We start from the raw sequence: 16,802 nt of genomic DNA on the forward strand, positions 1-16,802 counted from the left end.
GGAGCTTTTTTTCTATTTCTTGGGTTTTTTAACATCTTCTAAATCATCTCGATCTTTCAACTTTTTGTCCTCTACATTTTTATTCAAAAACTCATTGATTTTATCGATCGCGAAAGAGGAATTAATCTCTCCGAATGAGTTGATTTCCATTTTAAATCCTTTCAAGTCCTCATGAACTTTGGGATCTTCTTTTTTGGTTTTTTTCTTTTTAGCCATGACTTGAATTTTATCCTGCAACAGGAAGGCTTTCAATTGCAAATTTGATTCTCTTCGCTACTTCCTTAGCACCTAAGATAGCAAATATCTCCATCAAATCCGGTCCTGCTCCCGCTCCAGTAACGGCCAATCTTACTGCTTGCATTACTTTTCCCAACTTAACTTCCACAGCAGCGGCCGAATTTTCCAAAAGGGATTTGGCGATTGCCCCATCAAATTCTCCTGAATGAGCTTCTAAGCTTCCTGCATAATGCTCCAGTACTTTGACAGCATCTTCATTCCATTTTTTTCCTGCTACTTGATCATCAAATGATGTAGGAGCGATCAACAGGAATTTATTTTCACTCCACATTTCAGAAGCGAACGTTACTCGCTCTTTTGTCAAAGCAGCAATAGCCTCTGCCTTTTTCTGAGAAAGCTCCATGCCATCCTTGGCTGCATCGGCAATAACTTGTGTAGCCAATTCCTGGTTGGATTTGGTACGGATGTATTGCTCATTATACCATTTTGCTTTGGCGATGTCGAATTTTGTCCCTGCCTTACCGATTCTTTCTATGCTAAATGCTCCTACCAATTCTTCTTTGGAGAAAATCTCGCGTTCATCTCCAGGGTTCCATCCCAAGAATGCCAGGAAGTTTAATAGGGCTTCAGGAAGATAACCTTGCTCTCTGAAACCTGCTGCTGTTTCTCCGCTTTCCTTATTTTCCCAATTGAGTGGGAAAACAGGGAATCCTAACTTGTCGCCATCTCTTTTGGATAGTTTTCCATTGCCATCTGGTTTTAGAAGGAGTGGAAGATGAGCAAATTCCGGCATAGTGTCTTCCCAGCCGAAGAATTTATAAAGTAGCACATGCAGTGGAGCTGAAGGCAGCCATTCTTCTCCTCTGATGACATGCGTAATTCCCATCAAATGATCATCCACGATGTTAGCAAGGTGGTAGGTAGGCATCCCGTCAGACTTCATCAGTACCTTATCGTCGAGTGTACTGGACTGCACCATCACCCATCCTCGAATCAGGTCATTCATTCTGACCTCTTCTTTACGGGGGATTTTCACCCGAATGACATAAGGCTCTCCCGATGCCAAGCGCTCTTTCACCTCTTCTTCAGAAAGCGTCAGAGAGTTTTTCATTTGGGTTCGGGTAATGCTGTTATACTGTGGGGTCACCACTCTGGCAGCTGTTAGTCTTTCTCTCATAGCTTCCAGTTCCTCTGCTGTATCAAAAGCATAGTAGGCGTGTCCCTTTTCCACCAAGTCCAGCGCGTACTGCATGTAGTCATCCTTTCGCTCAGATTGGCGATAAGGGGCTACAGAACCTGGATTCCATGGGCTTTCATCTGGAGCTATCCCCAACCATTCCAAAGAGTCTTTAATGTACTCCTCTGCACCTGGGACAAATCTATTCTGATCTGTATCTTCTATTCTCAAGAGGAATTTACCTCCCGTTTTTTTGGCAAAAAGGTAATTGTATAGGGCGGTTCTTACCCCTCCAATATGCAATGGCCCTGTGGGTGATGGGGCAAATCGTACGCGAACTTCTCTACTCATGGAATTGTGTTTCTAGTCTGAAAACAGGCTATTTGATATAAAGTTTTTCAAATCAGAGTGCAAAGATAAGGATTTGTGGAGGATTGTAAGAGGGATTGACCTGAATGAAATGGAGGGCTGGCTTTTTCCTGTCTACAAATGGCTTTAAACCAAAAAAGGAACCCATTGCTGAGTTCCTTTTTTATGATTTCCGGAGAAGCTTAGTGCTTCACTTGGATTTTTTCCTTAATACGAGCAGCTTTACCCTGACGTCCTCTTAAGTAGAACAATCTAGCTCTTCTTACTCTACCTTGTCTCAATAGATCGATTTGCTCGATAGAAGGAGAAAGGATTGGGAAGATACGCTCTACACCGATACCGTTAGAGATTTTTCTTACTGTGAAAGTCTCACCATTGGTATTCGGGTTTTTACGCTGGATTACAGTTCCCTGGAACTGCTGGATTCTTTCCTTGTTACCTTCTTTGATACGTACGTGTACGTTGATGGTATCACCAGCTTTGAAAGAAGGGAATTTGGCTCTCGCCTCGCTGTATTCCGCTTCTACAATTTTCATTAGTTCGCTCATAGCTTCTATATTTTATGCTTTCGCTGTTTGGCCAACGCGTGGCTTATTCAATTACTTTTTGTTCGATTTCAAATCGCTTTCCCCTAATCCGGACTTGGCCCAAAGGTCAGGTCTTCGCTCACGGGTTCGGCGAACCGACGCTTCAAATCTCCATTCATTTATTTTGGCCTCATGTCCAGAAAGTAAAACTTCCGGCACTTCCATCCCTTGCCATTCAGCAGGCCTGGTATAGACTGGTGGGGCTAACAGATTGTCCTGAAAGGAATCTGTCAAAGCAGAAGTCTCATCGTTTAAAACGCCCGGTAGGAGTCTGATCACTGCATCCGCCACTACAGCTGCTGCCAGTTCACCTCCTGAAAGGACGAAATCTCCGATGCTGATTTCCTGAGTGATAAACCGCTCTCGGATTCGCTCATCCACACCTTTATAATGACCACAAAGGATGAGTAGATTCTGTTTCATCGATAGCGTATTTGCCATGGGCTGATCAAAAGTCTTACCGTCAGGAGTCATGTAGATGATTTCATCATATGTTCTCTCTTTTTGCAAAGCTTCGATACAGTTGGCTATGGGTTCAATCATCATGACCATTCCCGCACCGCCTCCAAAGGCATAATCGTCTACCTGTTTTTGCTTGCCAGTGGCATAATCCCGCAAATTGTGCACTCGAATTGTGGCTAATCCTTTTTCCTCAGCTCTTTTTAAAATAGAGTGAGAGAAAGGGCCCTCCAATAATCCGGGAACAACGCTGATGATGTCAATGTGCATGCCTCAGTCTTCCAAATAAATGTCAAGTAAACCTTCGGGTAATCGGCAGTAAACTTTTTTAGCTGCCTTGTCCACCTTTTGAATGATGCCATCCTGAATAGGAATGAGCACTTCTTTATTTTGGTGTTTTACTCCGAGGAGATCTTGGGTTTCCAGATCGTAGATGATCTCTACCGGACCGAGTAGTCCTTTGATTTCATCTTCCACCTCAAACCCTATTAATTCATGGTAGTAGTATTGATCGTCGTCGAGTTCTGGAAGTTCGCTAAGCGGAAGGTAAACTTCCGATCCTACCAAATGCTCCACTTGCTCTATCCGATCCAGCTCCTCAAATTTGGCCAAGGCTTTATTTCCTGGCTGTAAGACAAAATGTTCCAAAAAGAATGGAACCAATCTGCCTTTTTGTTCGAGGAAAAGGTGCTCTAGATCTTCATAATCCTCCGGATAATCTGCATCCAGCACCACTACGATTTCACCACGAAGTCCATGAACTTTGGCTACATAGCCTAATTGAAAGCATTGCTCCTTGTTCATGGGGAGATTCTTTATTAAGCTTCTGTTGCTTCGTCGCCTTCTGCGGAAGCTTCAGGAGCTGCTTCTTCGCTAGCTTCTTCAGCAGGAGCCTCAGCAGCGGCTGCAGCAGCTTTTGCTTCGTCTTCTCTAGCTTTGATAGCATCCAAACGAGCTTGGTTCTTAGCAGCTTCAGCTTCCAAAGCCTTCTTACGAGCTTCTTCTTTAGCCTTGCCGATAGAATCAACCTTGCCTGCGATTTTCGCGTCTTTTTCGTTCAACCAAGCTTCGAACTTCGCATCCGCTTGTTCTTGAGTGATTGCTCCTTTGATTACACCGATTTGAAGGTGTTTTTTCAGCATGACACCTCTGTAAGAAAGCATTGCTTTTACAGTGTCAGTTGGCTGAGCTCCGTTCAACAACCACTGTAGAGCACGCTCATTGTTGATGTTGATGGAAGCAGGGTTAGTGTTCGGATTGTAAGTACCGATTTTCTCGATGAAGCGTCCATCACGTGGAGCTCTTGCATCTGCGATAACCACGTCATAGATAGCCATTTTCTTTCTACCTCTACGTGCTAATCTGATTTTAACTGCCATAATTTAAATTGTGTTTGTTTAGTGGATGGAACCCGTCCATCCTAAATTTGGAGTGCAAAGATAGGGTAATTCCCTGTAATGCCATAAGTTGGGTCGAAATAATTTGTCAAAAAGTAAGGTTTTATTTTAACTTGCGGGACATGAAGATAGAATCATGAGATGGCCCCGTAGTTCAATGGATAGAATAGAAGTTTCCTAAACTTTAGATACAGGTTCGATTCCTGTCGGGGCTACCAGAAATGAATATCCTGTACGAGGGTATTCAAGTGAAATTTTGGAAAAAGCATTTTCTTTGCCCCATTTGAGGTTCAATTGAAATTTCACTAATTTTCAGTCTCCTCATTAGAATCGGGATTTTGATTTGGATGGATTTTTTTTATCTCCTTTACATCTAATATGTCCTGTTCTCTTCCTGTGGCAATCTTATTTTTCAAAAGGTCATTCAAACCTATAAATGAAATTTCAAGATCATCTTCCACAATTATTTGTTTGTTTAGATATGCTTCCTCGAATTCTACTCCATCAATATTATTCAATATCTCAATTCGTAGTGGAGGATAGCCTATTTGGGTAATATAACCTTCCTGTAAAAAATCTTCTTTCTCAAATTCAAGTGTACCCAGACCAAAGTCTTTTATTACAGCAAGCATTTTTTTTGCATTTTCTTCTGAGATTTTTATCCAAATGTCCAAGTCGCCTGTAAATCTTGGTTTACCGTGAAAAGCTAAAGCATACCCGCCAACCACCATGTATTTCACATCGTGCTTGTTAAGCAATAGTAGAAAGTCTTCAAAATCTTTAGCTAAAATCATGAGATTGTATTTGTTTTCCTCACAAAAGTTTTATCCATTCTTTGTCCTTTCTTCATCATTTGAGATACTAAAAACGTCAAAGCTGCTACTCTTTTCACTTTAGGCTGAGATAGCCAATAGTACCAGTCGTTAATATCATCTTTAGCCTCTTTCACCGCTACCTTTCTCTTCACAGAAACTAAGGTTCTTTCCTGTGTATCACTGCCGATTGGGGATTTAGGTTTAGTTATAATTTCTTTTCTTTCAACCCGAACCAAATCATTTTCGTAAGCTATTTTCTCTTTGCTTATATAATTGTTGAGGGTGTTATAACTGAATTGAGGATAGCTGAGGCAAAAGTACTTCAGGTTAGAAAAAACCTCCACCTTGTCTATTTTTTTCCAATGAACCAAAACCACTCTTTTACCTTTTGAATTTCCCTTTAACATATGTAAATATAACCAATAATCAGCTTTTATTTGTCAATATAGAGGGATTGAGAGACGAAGTTTTATGTAATTGTTTTTAGCCAGGTCGGGATTTCGCTTAGAAAAATCAACAAAAAAACCTCAGAAGTTATTTTCTGAGGTTATTTTATTGTTTTTGAATATTGATTTATTGTAATCGGGCTTGAATCTCTTCAATCAATCCTTGGTATTTAATCATGATTCTTGACCAATCTCTAAATAGCTCATCATCCTTAACGGTAACCACCTCTTTCACTCTGCTTGGATCATTAAGATCTGCCGCTTGACTGACTAATTTTACAGCATAGGCTAATTGGTCGGAGTTGCCTCCAGAACTCACAATAACTCTGGTTCTGATGACAGATGAATTGAAATTCTCTACCTGCCAAGAAGTGGTTAGATATCCTGTGTTAAAATCCACAGTTTCTAAAATGTCAAAATATCGGGTGACAATAGAGGATAATATTCTCCAAGCCTCTTCTGCACTATAGGCTTTATTTACAGGTACTGTAATTCGAACATTCGCCAAATCCGATGAAACCGAATTATCGTAGGCTTGATCCCGAGCCATTTCAATAGCATCTGCTACAGGTGGTGTGTTTCTATCTGTTTGATTGCAATAGTCTTTGTAATATTTGACAAAACCATCTTTTGAAACAATTACAGAAATACAACGCCCTTTAGGTACTTTCAATTCGTATGAACCAACACCTACACGCTGTCCTAACACCTCGATGGCTGCATCAGTAGGTATAGTGGTTATTTTCACCAATCTCTCATCTAAAACAGCTGATTCTCTCACAGGAGGTTCAGGGTCGATTCCAGGTTTATTGCAATAAACTTTGGTGTATTCTACAAAGCCTTCTTTATTGACTTTCACTGTGACACAATCACCAGCTGGAACGATGATGTCTTGATTGCCTTTTCCCATCGGCATTCCGTTGAGGCTTACCTGGCCATCTGCTGGCTGCACTTCCAGACGAACCTGTCTGTTTTTTAATTCGAAAAACTCCCTAATCGGAGGAGTCTCCCGCTCAGGTGAATTGTAATAGGTTTTGGTAACCGACGCAAAACCCGGTTTTTTGATTTCCAAAGTTGCAGAGCGATCCTTTGGGATGGTCATATAAATCGCTTTGGTACCGATTTTTCTCCCGTCTACAAATATCTCTGCATCAAAAGGCTCCACTGAGATATCTACTCTTCTTGTATCCAAAACGACATCTTGAGATTTATCCCATTTGAGGTCTTTGTTGTACTCTTTGATGACAGGCTGATAGCCTGGTTTGGTGATTTTGATCCGATTTTTAGAATTCTTATCGAGCTTATATTCGATAGATCCTGTTCCCAACTCCTGCTTTTCGGAGTCATCGTAATCATTTAATAGGATAAATTTAGCATCAGAATGATTTGCTCTTATTTGAAGCTTTTGAGCTTGGGAAGAAAAAACAATAAAACCACAAATCAGAAAACTTAGTAGAAATTTAAAATTCATAGAAATTGAAAGGTTGGCGTTTAACTTCTGCAAATAATTCAATTTGAATTATTTATCCAACCTATCAAAGGGTAGATTTATACAATATCACATTAATTATCCCCAATTTTTCTTCAAAAAGTTCAACCAATTGCCGTTCATGACTTTTTCTATGTCATTTTTCTCGAAACCCTTGTTCTTCAGCAGGTCTGGGATCTTGCTGAGATCAGCAATGCTTTCCAGATCCCAGGGACATTGCTCTTTGCCAAATCCTCCATCCAAATCTGAACCAATTCCTATATGGTCAGCATTTCCGGCAATTTGGCAAATATGATCCAAGTGATCCAAAACTGTAGTAATTCTCACATCCCGCTCAACTGGTGTGGATTTTCCCCTTACCCAGTTGGGACTAAGCATCCAGGCATCAAATGCTCCACCTATCACGGCTCCCCGCTCTATCAAAGCCTGGATCATATCATCTGAAAATTGGCGGTTGTGATCCACCAAAGCCCTACAATTGTTGTGACTGGCCCAGACAGGTCCTTTAAATATTTTCAAGGCCTCCCAAAATGCTTCGTCACATAAATGCGTGGCGTCTAAGATCATCCCCAGCTCATCCATTTTTCGAAGTAAATCTTTTCCTTGAGAATTGAGTGGGGCAGAAGCATCAGTTCCATGTGCATAGCGTCCGGGGCCGTAATGAGCTGGCCCGATTGCACGCAATCCATAATCGTAGGCTTTTTCCAAATAATCCAAATTGACCAGGGAGTCTGCACCTTCCAGAGAAAGTATAAAGCCTATTGGTTGTTTGCTTTTATCAGTTGCAGCATTCCAACTTGCTAAGTGAGCTTCTAACTCTTTCCAGTTTTTGATTTGGGACATTTCACCTTGGTCAACCATCGCTTGGTACCATGCCAATTGTCCCTGTGTATGAGCCCAAGCCTGCTCTGGGGAATGCCAACCAGGCAAGGGATTTTCTGGAGCGACATAGCGGGCAATTTGGGTTGCTACGACCAAACCTATATTTCCTTTTCTTAACTCTGGAAGGGAGACAGTCGCTCGGCCTCTGTCGGGTTTGTCATTCAGTCCTTTTTCTCTGGCATTAATTTCTGAGATTGGTCGAGTCAAATCTCTGTTCCACTCCAAAGCATTCATGCTCAGGTCCAAATGCGCGTCAAGAATAAACATGGTTAAAAGCTTTGAAGGATAAATACAGTCGGGATCTTATGCAGGTCAATAGGGTTCTTTTTCCAGTCTGCAAGTGTCTTGGTTTGGATCAGTTCATCAGCTGCGGTCAGATTTTTGGCGATGCACAATTTGGTTTGAGGAGAAAGGGCCGCCAATGCATCTTCCAGTAATTGATTGTTGCGGAAGGGTGTTTCCATAAATATCTGGGCTCTATGCTCTTTTGCTGACTCTGCTTCCAGTTTCCTAAGGGCCTGATTCCTTTCTTTTTTGTCTATGGGTAAGTATCCGTGAAAAGCGAATGACTGACCGGAAAAACCCGAGCCCATCAAGGCCAAAAACATGGAACTTGGTCCTGATAGTGGAACCACCTGAATTCCTCTGGTATGGGCATGAGCCACTGCCAAAGCTCCTGGGTCTGCGATTCCCGGACAACCAGCTTCAGAAATAATTCCAACATCGGCACCTTTGAAAAGGGGTTGCAGCAATCGGTTGATGCTCTCCGGTGCGGTATTTTTATCCAAGATTTCCATATGTACTTCTTCCAAGTTTACGCCCAATTTCAAACTGGAGATATAGCGACGGGCGGTTCTGAGGTTTTCAACCAGAAAAACTTTGGTATGAGCGATCACCTCTTTCACTTGGGGAGTAATGACCGCATCTGCCGTATTTTCTGCGAGTACATTGGGAATCAAAAAAAGTTTTCCTTGGGGCATCTTGAATTTGATTTTAGACAACGAAGTTAAAATTTAAAAAGCAAAATCATTACCTTTTGATTGGATCAGACCAAATCAGATGCTTATGAATTCTAAAACCCTGCTCTTCCTTGTTTTTTTCCTGATTTCAGGCAATTTGTTTCCCCAAAACCTCAAAGCCCTCGTCGGAGGCACCCTCATCGACGGTTTTGGAGGTACGCCTATCCGCAATTCGGTGATTATAATCGAAGACGAGCGGATTGCCGCGGTGGGTCAAGTGGGAAGTTTGGAGATTCCGGCAGGGGCCGAAATTATCTCTACTGAAGGAATGAGTGTTCTTCCCGGACTTTGGGATATGCACGTTCACTTGATGATTAATGGGCACAGCGATTACGCGCATTGGGACAGCACCTACATTGATATTTTTGAGCCCGTTATTATGCCATCCTCCGCCCATCAGTTGCTGATGGCTGGAGTGACAAGCGCCAGGGATTTAGGTGCCCCTTTGGAAGCAAGTATTAATGTTCGCGATCGAATCAATCGGGGTGAAATTCCAGGTCCCACTATCTACGTTTCGGGGCCATTTATCCAAAAGAAGCCTTATCCAGGAACTGAAGCATTTAGATGGGGGGTAAACGGTCCTGCGGATGCACGGGCAAAAGTGAAAAAACTGGCCGACGCCGGTGTGGATGTAATTAAGCTGATTGATCAGGATCAGATGACCTTGGAGGAAGCACAAGCCGTAGTTGATGAAGCCCACAAATATGGGCTTCCGGTGGTGGGGCACTCCCATAGACCGGATGAAATTCGAGTCGGGTTAAAGATAGGGGTGGACTGCTTCGAGCATACGGGGCTCAGTTCTGCTCCTGAATATCCGGAAGATATTATGCAGCTATTGAAGGAGCGTGCTGCCAAGATGAATTTGGGACCCATTTTCTGGACTCCTACCGTAGAAGGCTTGTACAATTACGAGTATGTCCGTGATAATCCCGAAAAACTGGATGATCCCTCTTGGCACCTGGGTTTACCTGATTCGATTATCAGAGATATCCGGGCATCCTTACGCTATCCGGGTAGAATGTCCTATTTCCAGCTGACGCCTGTGAGGAAACCAACCTTGGAACGGAAATTCAATCAACTCCGACAAAGCGGTGCGGTTCTTTTGATCGGAACAGACAGTGGCATCCCCATGAAATTTCATAGCCAAAGTACCTGGAATGAGCTGGATGTCTGGGTGAACCACTTCGGTATGGATCCTCTTCTTACCATCAAAGCAGCGACCTACTGGCCTGCTGTGGCGATGAAAGTGGACAAGGACTATGGCACAATCTCCGAAGGGAAATACGCTGATATCATTGCTGTGCGCGGAGATGTGCTTCGGTATATCAATCTGCTACAGCATGTGGATATGGTGATGAAGCATGGACGAAAGGTGAAGTAAGCAGTAGCTAGTGATCGGTAGGCAGGGATCATTGTCGTCACTGCGAACCCGTCAAAATTTTATGAGGTTAGCAATACTATAAGGTTATCTAGAAAAGCTAAATCATGGGATTTCTCAAATCGGGTGAAGCAGTCTCTGAAATAATGAAGAGAGAAATTAGAAGTCTAATAAAAGGGGTAAATCTGCATCAGATTTACCCCTTTTATTTTATGCCAAAAATCTTCTGACTTCCTGAATTACTGCTTCTGGCTTCTCGGCATGTAGCCAATGCCCTGCATCCTGTACAAATTCGATTTCATAGTTGGGGAAATGCTCCAGGATATCCGGTAGGTCTTCCTGCCGAATGTAGTTTGAATTGGATCCTCCCAAAAATAGGGTAGGGCCTTCGTATTTACCATCGGAGTCCAACTCTTCTCCTACTTCTTCTATATTTTCAGTGATCACAGGAAGATTGATTTTCCAGACAAATCCGTCACTGTTTCTACCCAGACTTTTCAATAAAAATTGACGGATGCCTACTTCATCAATATACTTCGCCAACTGATCATCAGCCTCTTTTCTGGATTTGATTTGATCCAATTTGATGGAATTCAGCCCTTCTAAAATAGTTTGATGATGAACTTCATAATACCTGGGTGCAATATCAGCTACGATTAATCGATCCACCCTTTCAGGATACTCGACTGCAAAGTTCATGGCAGTTTTTCCTCCCATGGAGTGACCCATGAGGTAGATTTTATCCAAGCCTTCCTCATCTATTAGCTCCTTCAAATCTTCCACCATGACCCTGTAATTCCATTCCTCCGAATGCGGAGAATCTCCATGATTTCTTTGATCCACTAAGTAAAGGGTGAAGTTTTTTTCCAGTTCTTTGGCTATGGAAAACCAATTGTCTGCAGAACCAAATAGCCCATGAAGAATCACCAAAGGTTTACCTGTGCCTGTTTTCTTAAAGTTTAATTTCAAACCTACTAACGTTTAACTATTAACAATTAAATATTCTCTTCCAACCTTCTTCTATACATCTGAATCGTATTTTCCAGACCATAATACAAAGCATCACAAACCAAGGCATGGCCTATGGAAACCTCATCCAAAAAAGGGATTTTGTGTTTCAAAAATGCCAAGTTGTGTAAGTCTAAATCATGTCCGGCATTCAGTCCCAAACCTAATTCCTTGGCGATTTTGGATACCTCAACATAGGCAGCAACCGCTTTTTCCCGGTTCTCATGATAGTGGGCTGCATAGGGTTCTGTATACAATTCCACCCGGTCGGTTCCAGTTTCTTTGGCGGGTTCAAAATACTTGCTCTCAGGATTGATAAATATGGATACTCTGCAGCCTGATTCTTTCAATTCAGCTACCATATCTTTCAAAAAAGACTGATTGGTAATCGTGTCCCAACCGGTATTGGAGGTGATCGCCTCTGGCGGATCAGGCACCAGGGTAGCTTGTGCAGGTTTTACCCTTTTCACCAGCTCCATATAGCGCTTATCGGGATACCCTTCTATATTAAATTCAGTAGTAACGACCTCGGAAAGGTCTAATACATCCTGAAATCGGATATGCCTTTCATCAGGTCTTGGATGCACCGTGATTCCTTCAGCACCGAATCGTTCGCAGTCCAAGGCCACTTGCACTACATTGGGATTATTTGCTCCCCGTGCATTTCTCAAAGTGGCTATTTTATTAATATTTACACTTAGTTTAGTCATAAACGAGTCAAAAAGGTATTTTTGTCCGGATAATAATAGTATAACACAAACTTAGGACGAATGAGTTTAAAGCAGAAGATAGAAAGTGAAATAAAATCAGCGATGATTGCTAAAGATAAGGGAAGATTGACAGCCTTGCGAGCAATCAAGTCGATGATTTTATTGGAAGAAACCAAAGGCGGAGCTAAAGGAGAAATTTCTTCGGATGATGAATTGAAGCTTTTGACCAAAGCTGCCAAACAGAGAAAAGACTCTGCAGATATCTATGAACAGCAAGGTAGATTTGATTTGCATGAAGTTGAAATGACCGAATTAAAGGTGATTCAAGAGTTCCTTCCTAAGGAATTGACTGATGAGGAATTGACTGAGGCAGTCAAAGCAATTATCGCTCAAACAGGTGCTTCCAGCCCTAAAGACATGGGAAAAGTGATGGGAGTAGCAAGTAAACAGTTAACAGGAAAGGCAGATGGCAAGGCTATTGCTGATAAAGTAAAAGCATTGTTAAATAGCTAAATTGGAGAGTAGCTCAATCATCGATATAATCATAGTAGGCGTGCTGTTGCTAGGCGCCTACGAAGGATACAAACAAGGATTCCTGCTGGGAATCCTTGGTCTTTTTGGTTTTGTGATTGCAGTGATTCTGGGTTTCTATTTTATGGACCCACTAGCCGCATGGCTGGGTGAAAATGTGGAATCGGTGAATATTTCCTATCCTGTCATCGGCTTCCTGATCATCTTTGTGATTAGTTTGCTACTTATCCGGATTTTCGGATGGGTTTTGAAAAAAGTCATGGATTTGACCATTTTAGGAACATTTGATTCCTTTGCCGGAGTGCTCTTTGGAGTAGTAAAAGCGGGATTTTTTCTAAGTCTCTTTCTGTGGTTTACCAAAGAATTTGACTTTGATTTTCCCAAAAAATGGGAGAGAAACTCCGAAATGATCGGATACATCGAACCTTGGGCTCCTGGGGTAATAGATTCTGTTTCCCCCTTTTTTCCTGAGGTAGAGTCCACTAAAAGCAGTTTTGAAAAGTTGGTTGAGAAGGTGAAGGATGTTACTGTTGATAGATAATTTTGATTCATTCAGTCATATGCTGGCTGACTTGATTCGGCAAACAGGAGAGGAGCTTCGGGTAGTCAGAAATGATGTGTCCCTTGCTGAATTAAAAAGCATTCAATTTGAAGGACTCATATTATCTCCTGGGCCTGGAATTCCCAAACAGGCAGGGAACCTGATGGGCATACTCGATGAATATCATCAGCAAGTGCCTATTTTGGGTGTTTGCCTGGGACACCAGGCTATAGGGGAGTTTTTTGGGGCCTCTTTGGTGAAAAATAAGAAACCCACTCATGGCAAGGTTTACACCGTGAATAAAGTTGGGCAGCCTGAATTGTTGGAAAAACTACCGGAAACCTTTCAGGTCACCAGATATCATTCGCTACAGCTTCAACAATTGCCTCAAGAAATCATCCCTATCCTTGAAACGAACTCAGGAGAAATCATGGGGATTCAGCATTCCTTTTTGCCAATAGTAGGAGTTCAGTATCATCCGGAAGCCTTGCTTACTGAATATGGGCTGGAATTGATCTACTCCTGGCTAAAGTTGATTCCGGAGAGGATTACCTTAAATCAATAATTTCTATTCCCGGATATTTTTTGGGATCAAAAGCAAAATAGCTGGAAGGTAGATTGGTGTTTTGCTTAAGGTTTTTGAAAGTATAGGAAAACATTCCTCCCTGTCCATCAAACATTTCCCATCCAAGCAAATCTTTGGTGTTTTTGTCAATCATCAGTTTGACCCGCTCAAAAGGTGTATTGTTGGTGGTGGCTTTGAGCTCAACAACAGATACTGTTTTGCCTTGATATTGCTTGTCGGCTAAGAGCTTATAGTCAAAGCCTGACTGATACATGCTATAGATATTGGAAGGGGTCAATTCTCCTTCAGTCTGTGAGACATCGTTGATAGTCACTTCCCGGTATCCGTCAGCTTGGATAAAAGTCCAGACAGTCCTGCCATCATTGTAGATCTCCTGCTCAGGAAGCTTCAGACGATATTGTTCGCCTTTCACGGCTACTTCACCACTTTGCCTATCGCTTGAGCCCGTATTATCCTGATATGTAAAATCGAATTGAGCAGTAAAACCGTTCATGCTTTTGAACTTTTGGCTCATGGCATCCAATACGGTTTTGGCTTTGGGATCTTTTTGGGCAAAGGTAGGGAGTTCTAAGGCCAGGCTTAGAACCAGGGTTAAAACTAGGGCTAATTTATTCATGTGTATTGTACCGATGGAAACTAAACCGGTACTTACAAGCTATTCAATAACTGTTCCAAACTAGCTTCATCTTGAATGAGTACTTCTCGAGCTTTGGATCCTTCAAAAGGCCCAACTACTCCGGCGGCCTCTAATTGGTCTACAATTCTACCTGCACGGTTGTATCCCAATTTGAGTTTCCTCTGAATCAAGGAGGTACTTCCCTGTTGATGCATGACAATCAATCGGGCTGCATCGTCAAAAAGTGGGTCCCTGTCCGAAAAATCTACTTCGCCTACTCCACTTTCACTTTCCTCTCCCTCAAATTCAGGCAAGAGATAAGCATCAGAATAACCTTTTTGCTCTCCAATCCAGTCGCAAATCGCATCTACTTCAGGAGTATCCAAGAAAGCACATTGCAATCGAATCATTTCAGATCCTTGCGAAAGCAGCATATCCCCCATACCGATTAGTTGATCTGCTCCACCTCCGTCTAGAATGGTTCGGGAATCAATTTTGGAAGTCACTCGGAAGGAAAGTCTGGCTGGGAAATTTGCTTTGATGATACCGGTAATTACATTCACGGACGGTCTTTGGGTAGCCACTACCAAATGTATTCCGATCGCTCTGGCTAATTGTGCCAATCGGGCAATGGGTCCCTCGATTTCTTTACCGGCAGTCATCATCAAGTCGGCCAATTCATCGATAACCAATACGATATAAGGCATGAAACGATGTCCTTTCTCAGGGTTGAGTTTTCTTGCCACAAATTTCGCATTATACTCTTTGAGGTTTCTCGCTCCGGCATCCTTCAAAAGGTTGTAGCGATTATCCATTTCGATGCAGAGTGAATTCAGCGTATAAATTACTTTTTTGGTGTCCGTGATAATCGCCTCTTCGGATCCTGGAAGCTTGGCCAGGAAGTGCCTTTCTATTTTATTGAAGAGGGTTAATTCCACTTTTTTGGGATCCACCAACACAAACTTCAGCTGGGATGGGTGCTTTTTGTAAATCAGGGAAGCCAAAATCATATTCAGACCCACAGACTTACCTTGTCCGGTAGCACCTGCCATTAGCAAGTGAGGCATTTTCGCCAAATCCACTACGAATACCTCATTGGAAATAGTTTTTCCCAAGGCAATAGGCAGATCTTTGTCCGAGCGCATGAATTTTTCTGTGCCTAATACAGCTCTTGCCGGCACTAATTCCCGGTTTTTGTTGGGAACTTCTATACCGATAGTACCTTTTCCGGGGATAGGGGCGATAATACGGATACCTAGGGCAGCTAAGCTAAGGGCAATATCATCTTCCAGGTTTTTGATCTTTGAAATTTTAACCCCAGGTTCCGGTACAATTTCATACAGCGTTACAGTAGGACCTATCGTAGCCTTGATTTCCTGAATCCCTATTTTAAAGTTCTCCAAGGTCTCTACGATTTTGTTTTTATTTTCTTCCAGTTCCTGCCGGGTAACGGTTACTTTTTGAAGATCATATTCATTCAACAAATCCAAGGTTGGGTATTTGTATTTCGGCAGATCCAGGGTCGGATCGTAGGGATCCAGGTTTTCTACTTCTTCCGCAGTCTTTTCCTCATGTACAGGCTTGGTCACAGAGAACTGCTTTTCCTCAACCACTCCCTCTGATTTCTTTTCCTTGATTTCGTCCAGCAGATTTACCTGAGGTACATTGAAAAGGTCATCCTCTTCTTCCGTTTTTTCGGTGGAAAGCTCAATAGGTCCTTCATTTCCTTTGACAGTCCAGCTTGACCCATCATCTTCGATTTCTTCCTCCTCATCCAGAGCAAATGGATCTTCATTTTTCGAACTCGGCTTGATAGCCAAATCATCAGAGTCTTCGGATTCTTCTTCCTCATACGGAATATCATCTCCGCTATTTTTGAGACTAAACCAATCCAGTTTATCAATATCAAAAAAGAATATTACGAAAATCAGCAGTGCTCCGCCAATTAGAATGAAAGTGCCCCATCCCAAGAAATCGGAGGAAAGCTTAGCCAATTCGTACCCAAAACCTCCGGACAAGAAACTCCAATAAGAGTATCCCTGGACTAAAATTACGATATACCCGGTGAGCAAGCCCAACCAGAAAGTAAAGAATAAGGCGAAGCTGGTGTAGCGGGTCAAAGAAATTATGGAAAGCTTAAATGTCCATCTAAAACCCAAAATGAATAGAAAGGGAGGAAATAGGAATGCTGCGACGCCAAACCACCGATAGATCATCCAATGGCCTGCCTGAGCACCTAAAAATCCCAACCAGTTTTGGGATTCTCTGGCAGATTCCCGAATAGCCTCAGAATCATTGTTCATGACTACACTTTGATCCGCAGGTCCATTGAGCAGATAGCTGATAAAAGCGATAAACAGAAATATACCTGCTGACATCAAGATGATGCCTAAGGTCAAAACAAACTTGGAGTCTTTGAAGCCTCCCAAAGAGATTTTGGGTCCTTTACTTTTAGTAGAGGCTGCTTTTTTTGCGTTTTCTCCTTTTTTTCGAAAAGTATTGGTCCTGGGTGAATTGGTGGCCATGTATTAGATTCAAATCCGATTTTAAGATAA

General features: G+C 42.3%; 19 protein-coding genes and 1 tRNA gene. 5 read left to right on the forward strand and 15 right to left on the reverse strand.

The window, feature by feature from the left end:
- Nucleotides 1–12 precede the first annotated feature (12 nt).
- The 6 genes from FL972_RS08110 to FL972_RS08135 all read right to left on the reverse strand — a co-directional run bounded on the left by FL972_RS08110 (nucleotide 13) and on the right by FL972_RS08135 (nucleotide 4,208).
- Nucleotides 13–216 (reverse strand): hypothetical protein, encoded by a 204-nt coding sequence (locus FL972_RS08110; RefSeq protein ID WP_144604639.1) that lies wholly within the window; start codon nucleotides 214–216, stop codon nucleotides 13–15.
- A 10-nt stretch (nucleotides 217–226) separates the two neighbouring features.
- Complete coding sequence (gene gltX, locus FL972_RS08115) at nucleotides 227–1,765, reverse strand: glutamate--tRNA ligase (protein ID WP_144604640.1); 1,539 nt, start codon at nucleotides 1,763–1,765, stop codon at nucleotides 227–229.
- A 200-nt stretch (nucleotides 1,766–1,965) separates the two neighbouring features.
- The gene (gene rplS, locus FL972_RS08120; RefSeq protein ID WP_091652338.1) at nucleotides 1,966–2,331 is read right to left on the reverse strand and encodes a 50S ribosomal protein L19; all 366 of its coding nucleotides are present in this window, start codon (nucleotides 2,329–2,331) and stop codon (nucleotides 1,966–1,968) included.
- A 51-nt stretch (nucleotides 2,332–2,382) separates the two neighbouring features.
- Entirely contained in the window at nucleotides 2,383–3,099 is a 717-nt protein-coding gene (trmD, locus tag FL972_RS08125) for a tRNA (guanosine(37)-N1)-methyltransferase TrmD (RefSeq protein WP_091652340.1), read from the reverse strand.
- A gap of 3 nt (nucleotides 3,100–3,102) precedes the next feature.
- Nucleotides 3,103–3,633: a ribosome maturation factor RimM gene (gene rimM, locus FL972_RS08130; RefSeq protein ID WP_144604642.1), complete on the reverse strand. Its 531-nt coding sequence runs from the start codon at nucleotides 3,631–3,633 to the stop codon at nucleotides 3,103–3,105.
- A gap of 14 nt (nucleotides 3,634–3,647) precedes the next feature.
- Nucleotides 3,648–4,208, reverse strand: a complete 561-nt coding sequence (locus FL972_RS08135) for a 30S ribosomal protein S16 (RefSeq protein WP_091652347.1) — start codon at nucleotides 4,206–4,208, stop codon at nucleotides 3,648–3,650.
- A 161-nt stretch (nucleotides 4,209–4,369) separates the two neighbouring features.
- On the opposite strand from FL972_RS08135, the gene FL972_RS08140 reads away from it, so the two are divergent.
- Nucleotides 4,370–4,444, forward strand: a tRNA-Arg gene (locus tag FL972_RS08140).
- 87 nt (nucleotides 4,445–4,531) lie between these two features.
- Here the strand turns inward: FL972_RS08140 and FL972_RS08145 are convergent.
- The 5 genes from FL972_RS08145 to FL972_RS08165 form a co-directional block, all read right to left on the reverse strand.
- The gene (locus FL972_RS08145) at nucleotides 4,532–5,020 is read right to left on the reverse strand and encodes a nucleotidyltransferase (RefSeq protein ID WP_144604644.1); all 489 of its coding nucleotides are present in this window, start codon (nucleotides 5,018–5,020) and stop codon (nucleotides 4,532–4,534) included.
- Nucleotides 5,017–5,448 carry a hypothetical protein gene (locus FL972_RS08150; RefSeq protein WP_144604646.1) on the reverse strand — a complete coding sequence of 144 codons (432 nt, stop codon included), beginning with the start codon at nucleotides 5,446–5,448 and terminating at the stop codon, nucleotides 5,017–5,019. The genes FL972_RS08145 and FL972_RS08150 overlap by 4 nt, the downstream gene beginning before the upstream one ends.
- Before the next feature lie 166 nt (nucleotides 5,449–5,614).
- Complete coding sequence (locus FL972_RS08155) at nucleotides 5,615–6,958, reverse strand: hypothetical protein (protein ID WP_144604648.1); 1,344 nt, start codon at nucleotides 6,956–6,958, stop codon at nucleotides 5,615–5,617.
- A 96-nt stretch (nucleotides 6,959–7,054) separates the two neighbouring features.
- Nucleotides 7,055–8,125 carry a dipeptidase gene (locus FL972_RS08160; RefSeq protein WP_144604650.1) on the reverse strand — a complete coding sequence of 357 codons (1,071 nt, stop codon included), beginning with the start codon at nucleotides 8,123–8,125 and terminating at the stop codon, nucleotides 7,055–7,057.
- Nucleotides 8,126–8,127: 2 nt separating this feature from the next.
- Entirely contained in the window at nucleotides 8,128–8,838 is a 711-nt protein-coding gene (locus tag FL972_RS08165) for an SAM-dependent methyltransferase (protein ID WP_144604651.1), read from the reverse strand.
- A gap of 85 nt (nucleotides 8,839–8,923) precedes the next feature.
- On the opposite strand from FL972_RS08165, the gene FL972_RS08170 reads away from it, so the two are divergent.
- Nucleotides 8,924–10,258, forward strand: coding sequence for an amidohydrolase family protein (locus tag FL972_RS08170; RefSeq protein WP_144604653.1), 1,335 nt, complete (start codon nucleotides 8,924–8,926; stop codon nucleotides 10,256–10,258).
- 207 nt (nucleotides 10,259–10,465) lie between these two features.
- Here FL972_RS08170 and FL972_RS08175 read toward each other — a convergent pair whose 3' ends face one another.
- Both FL972_RS08175 and FL972_RS08180 read right to left on the reverse strand, forming a co-directional pair.
- Nucleotides 10,466–11,224: an alpha/beta fold hydrolase gene (locus FL972_RS08175; protein WP_144604655.1), complete on the reverse strand. Its 759-nt coding sequence runs from the start codon at nucleotides 11,222–11,224 to the stop codon at nucleotides 10,466–10,468.
- 26 nt (nucleotides 11,225–11,250) lie between these two features.
- Entirely contained in the window at nucleotides 11,251–11,973 is a 723-nt protein-coding gene (locus FL972_RS08180; RefSeq protein WP_144604657.1) for a pyridoxine 5'-phosphate synthase, read from the reverse strand.
- Nucleotides 11,974–12,033: 60 nt separating this feature from the next.
- Here FL972_RS08180 and FL972_RS08185 point away from each other — a divergent pair, with 60 nt between their 5' ends.
- The 3 genes from FL972_RS08185 to FL972_RS08195 are packed head-to-tail and all read left to right on the forward strand — an operon-like array spanning nucleotide 12,034 to nucleotide 13,610.
- Nucleotides 12,034–12,486: a GatB/YqeY domain-containing protein gene (locus FL972_RS08185; RefSeq protein ID WP_144604658.1), complete on the forward strand. Its 453-nt coding sequence runs from the start codon at nucleotides 12,034–12,036 to the stop codon at nucleotides 12,484–12,486.
- 1 nt (nucleotide 12,487) lies between these two features.
- Nucleotides 12,488–13,045: a CvpA family protein gene (locus FL972_RS08190; protein WP_186300059.1), complete on the forward strand. Its 558-nt coding sequence runs from the start codon at nucleotides 12,488–12,490 to the stop codon at nucleotides 13,043–13,045.
- A complete protein-coding gene (locus tag FL972_RS08195) occupies nucleotides 13,026–13,610 on the forward strand; it encodes an anthranilate synthase component II (protein WP_144604662.1) in 585 nt (194 codons plus the stop codon). Before FL972_RS08190 ends, FL972_RS08195 begins: the two co-directional genes overlap by 20 nt.
- Here FL972_RS08195 and FL972_RS08200 read toward each other — a convergent pair.
- Together FL972_RS08200 and FL972_RS08205 are read right to left on the reverse strand one after the other, a co-directional pair.
- Nucleotides 13,594–14,247: a LolA family protein gene (locus FL972_RS08200; RefSeq protein WP_144604664.1), complete on the reverse strand. Its 654-nt coding sequence runs from the start codon at nucleotides 14,245–14,247 to the stop codon at nucleotides 13,594–13,596. The genes FL972_RS08195 and FL972_RS08200 overlap by 17 nt on opposite strands.
- Nucleotides 14,248–14,279: 32 nt before the next feature.
- Complete coding sequence (locus FL972_RS08205; RefSeq protein WP_144604666.1) at nucleotides 14,280–16,772, reverse strand: FtsK/SpoIIIE family DNA translocase; 2,493 nt, start codon at nucleotides 16,770–16,772, stop codon at nucleotides 14,280–14,282.
- Between the last annotated feature and the right edge of the window lie 30 nt (nucleotides 16,773–16,802).

This window comes from Algoriphagus algorifonticola (assembly GCF_007655305.1).
Lineage (GTDB): Bacteria > Bacteroidota > Bacteroidia > Cytophagales > Cyclobacteriaceae > Algoriphagus > Algoriphagus algorifonticola.

Bases quoted from the DNA above. Each gene is read 5' to 3' on its own strand.
- trmD (WP_091652340.1), bottom strand. From the start codon at position 3,099: ATGCACATTGACATCATCAGCGTTGTTCCCGGATTATTGGAGGGCCCT.
- FL972_RS08195 (WP_144604662.1), top strand. From the start codon at position 13,026: ATGTTACTGTTGATAGATAATTTTGATTCATTCAGTCATATGCTGGCT.
- FL972_RS08160 (WP_144604650.1), bottom strand. From the start codon at position 8,125: ATGTTTATTCTTGACGCGCATTTGGACCTGAGCATGAATGCTTTGGAG.
- FL972_RS08180 (WP_144604657.1), bottom strand. From the start codon at position 11,973: ATGACTAAACTAAGTGTAAATATTAATAAAATAGCCACTTTGAGAAAT.
- FL972_RS08170 (WP_144604653.1), top strand. From the start codon at position 8,924: ATGAATTCTAAAACCCTGCTCTTCCTTGTTTTTTTCCTGATTTCAGGC.
- FL972_RS08145 (WP_144604644.1), bottom strand. From the start codon at position 5,020: ATGATTTTAGCTAAAGATTTTGAAGACTTTCTACTATTGCTTAACAAG.
- FL972_RS08155 (WP_144604648.1), bottom strand. From the start codon at position 6,958: ATGAATTTTAAATTTCTACTAAGTTTTCTGATTTGTGGTTTTATTGTT.
- rplS (WP_091652338.1), bottom strand. From the start codon at position 2,331: ATGAGCGAACTAATGAAAATTGTAGAAGCGGAATACAGCGAGGCGAGA.
- rimM (WP_144604642.1), bottom strand. From the start codon at position 3,633: ATGAACAAGGAGCAATGCTTTCAATTAGGCTATGTAGCCAAAGTTCAT.
- FL972_RS08205 (WP_144604666.1), bottom strand. From the start codon at position 16,772: ATGGCCACCAATTCACCCAGGACCAATACTTTTCGAAAAAAAGGAGAA.
- FL972_RS08135 (WP_091652347.1), bottom strand. From the start codon at position 4,208: ATGGCAGTTAAAATCAGATTAGCACGTAGAGGTAGAAAGAAAATGGCT.
- FL972_RS08165 (WP_144604651.1), bottom strand. From the start codon at position 8,838: ATGCCCCAAGGAAAACTTTTTTTGATTCCCAATGTACTCGCAGAAAAT.
- FL972_RS08185 (WP_144604658.1), top strand. From the start codon at position 12,034: ATGAGTTTAAAGCAGAAGATAGAAAGTGAAATAAAATCAGCGATGATT.
- FL972_RS08200 (WP_144604664.1), bottom strand. From the start codon at position 14,247: ATGAATAAATTAGCCCTAGTTTTAACCCTGGTTCTAAGCCTGGCCTTA.
- gltX (WP_144604640.1), bottom strand. From the start codon at position 1,765: ATGAGTAGAGAAGTTCGCGTACGATTTGCCCCATCACCCACAGGGCCA.
- FL972_RS08110 (WP_144604639.1), bottom strand. From the start codon at position 216: ATGGCTAAAAAGAAAAAAACCAAAAAAGAAGATCCCAAAGTTCATGAG.
- FL972_RS08150 (WP_144604646.1), bottom strand. From the start codon at position 5,448: ATGTTAAAGGGAAATTCAAAAGGTAAAAGAGTGGTTTTGGTTCATTGG.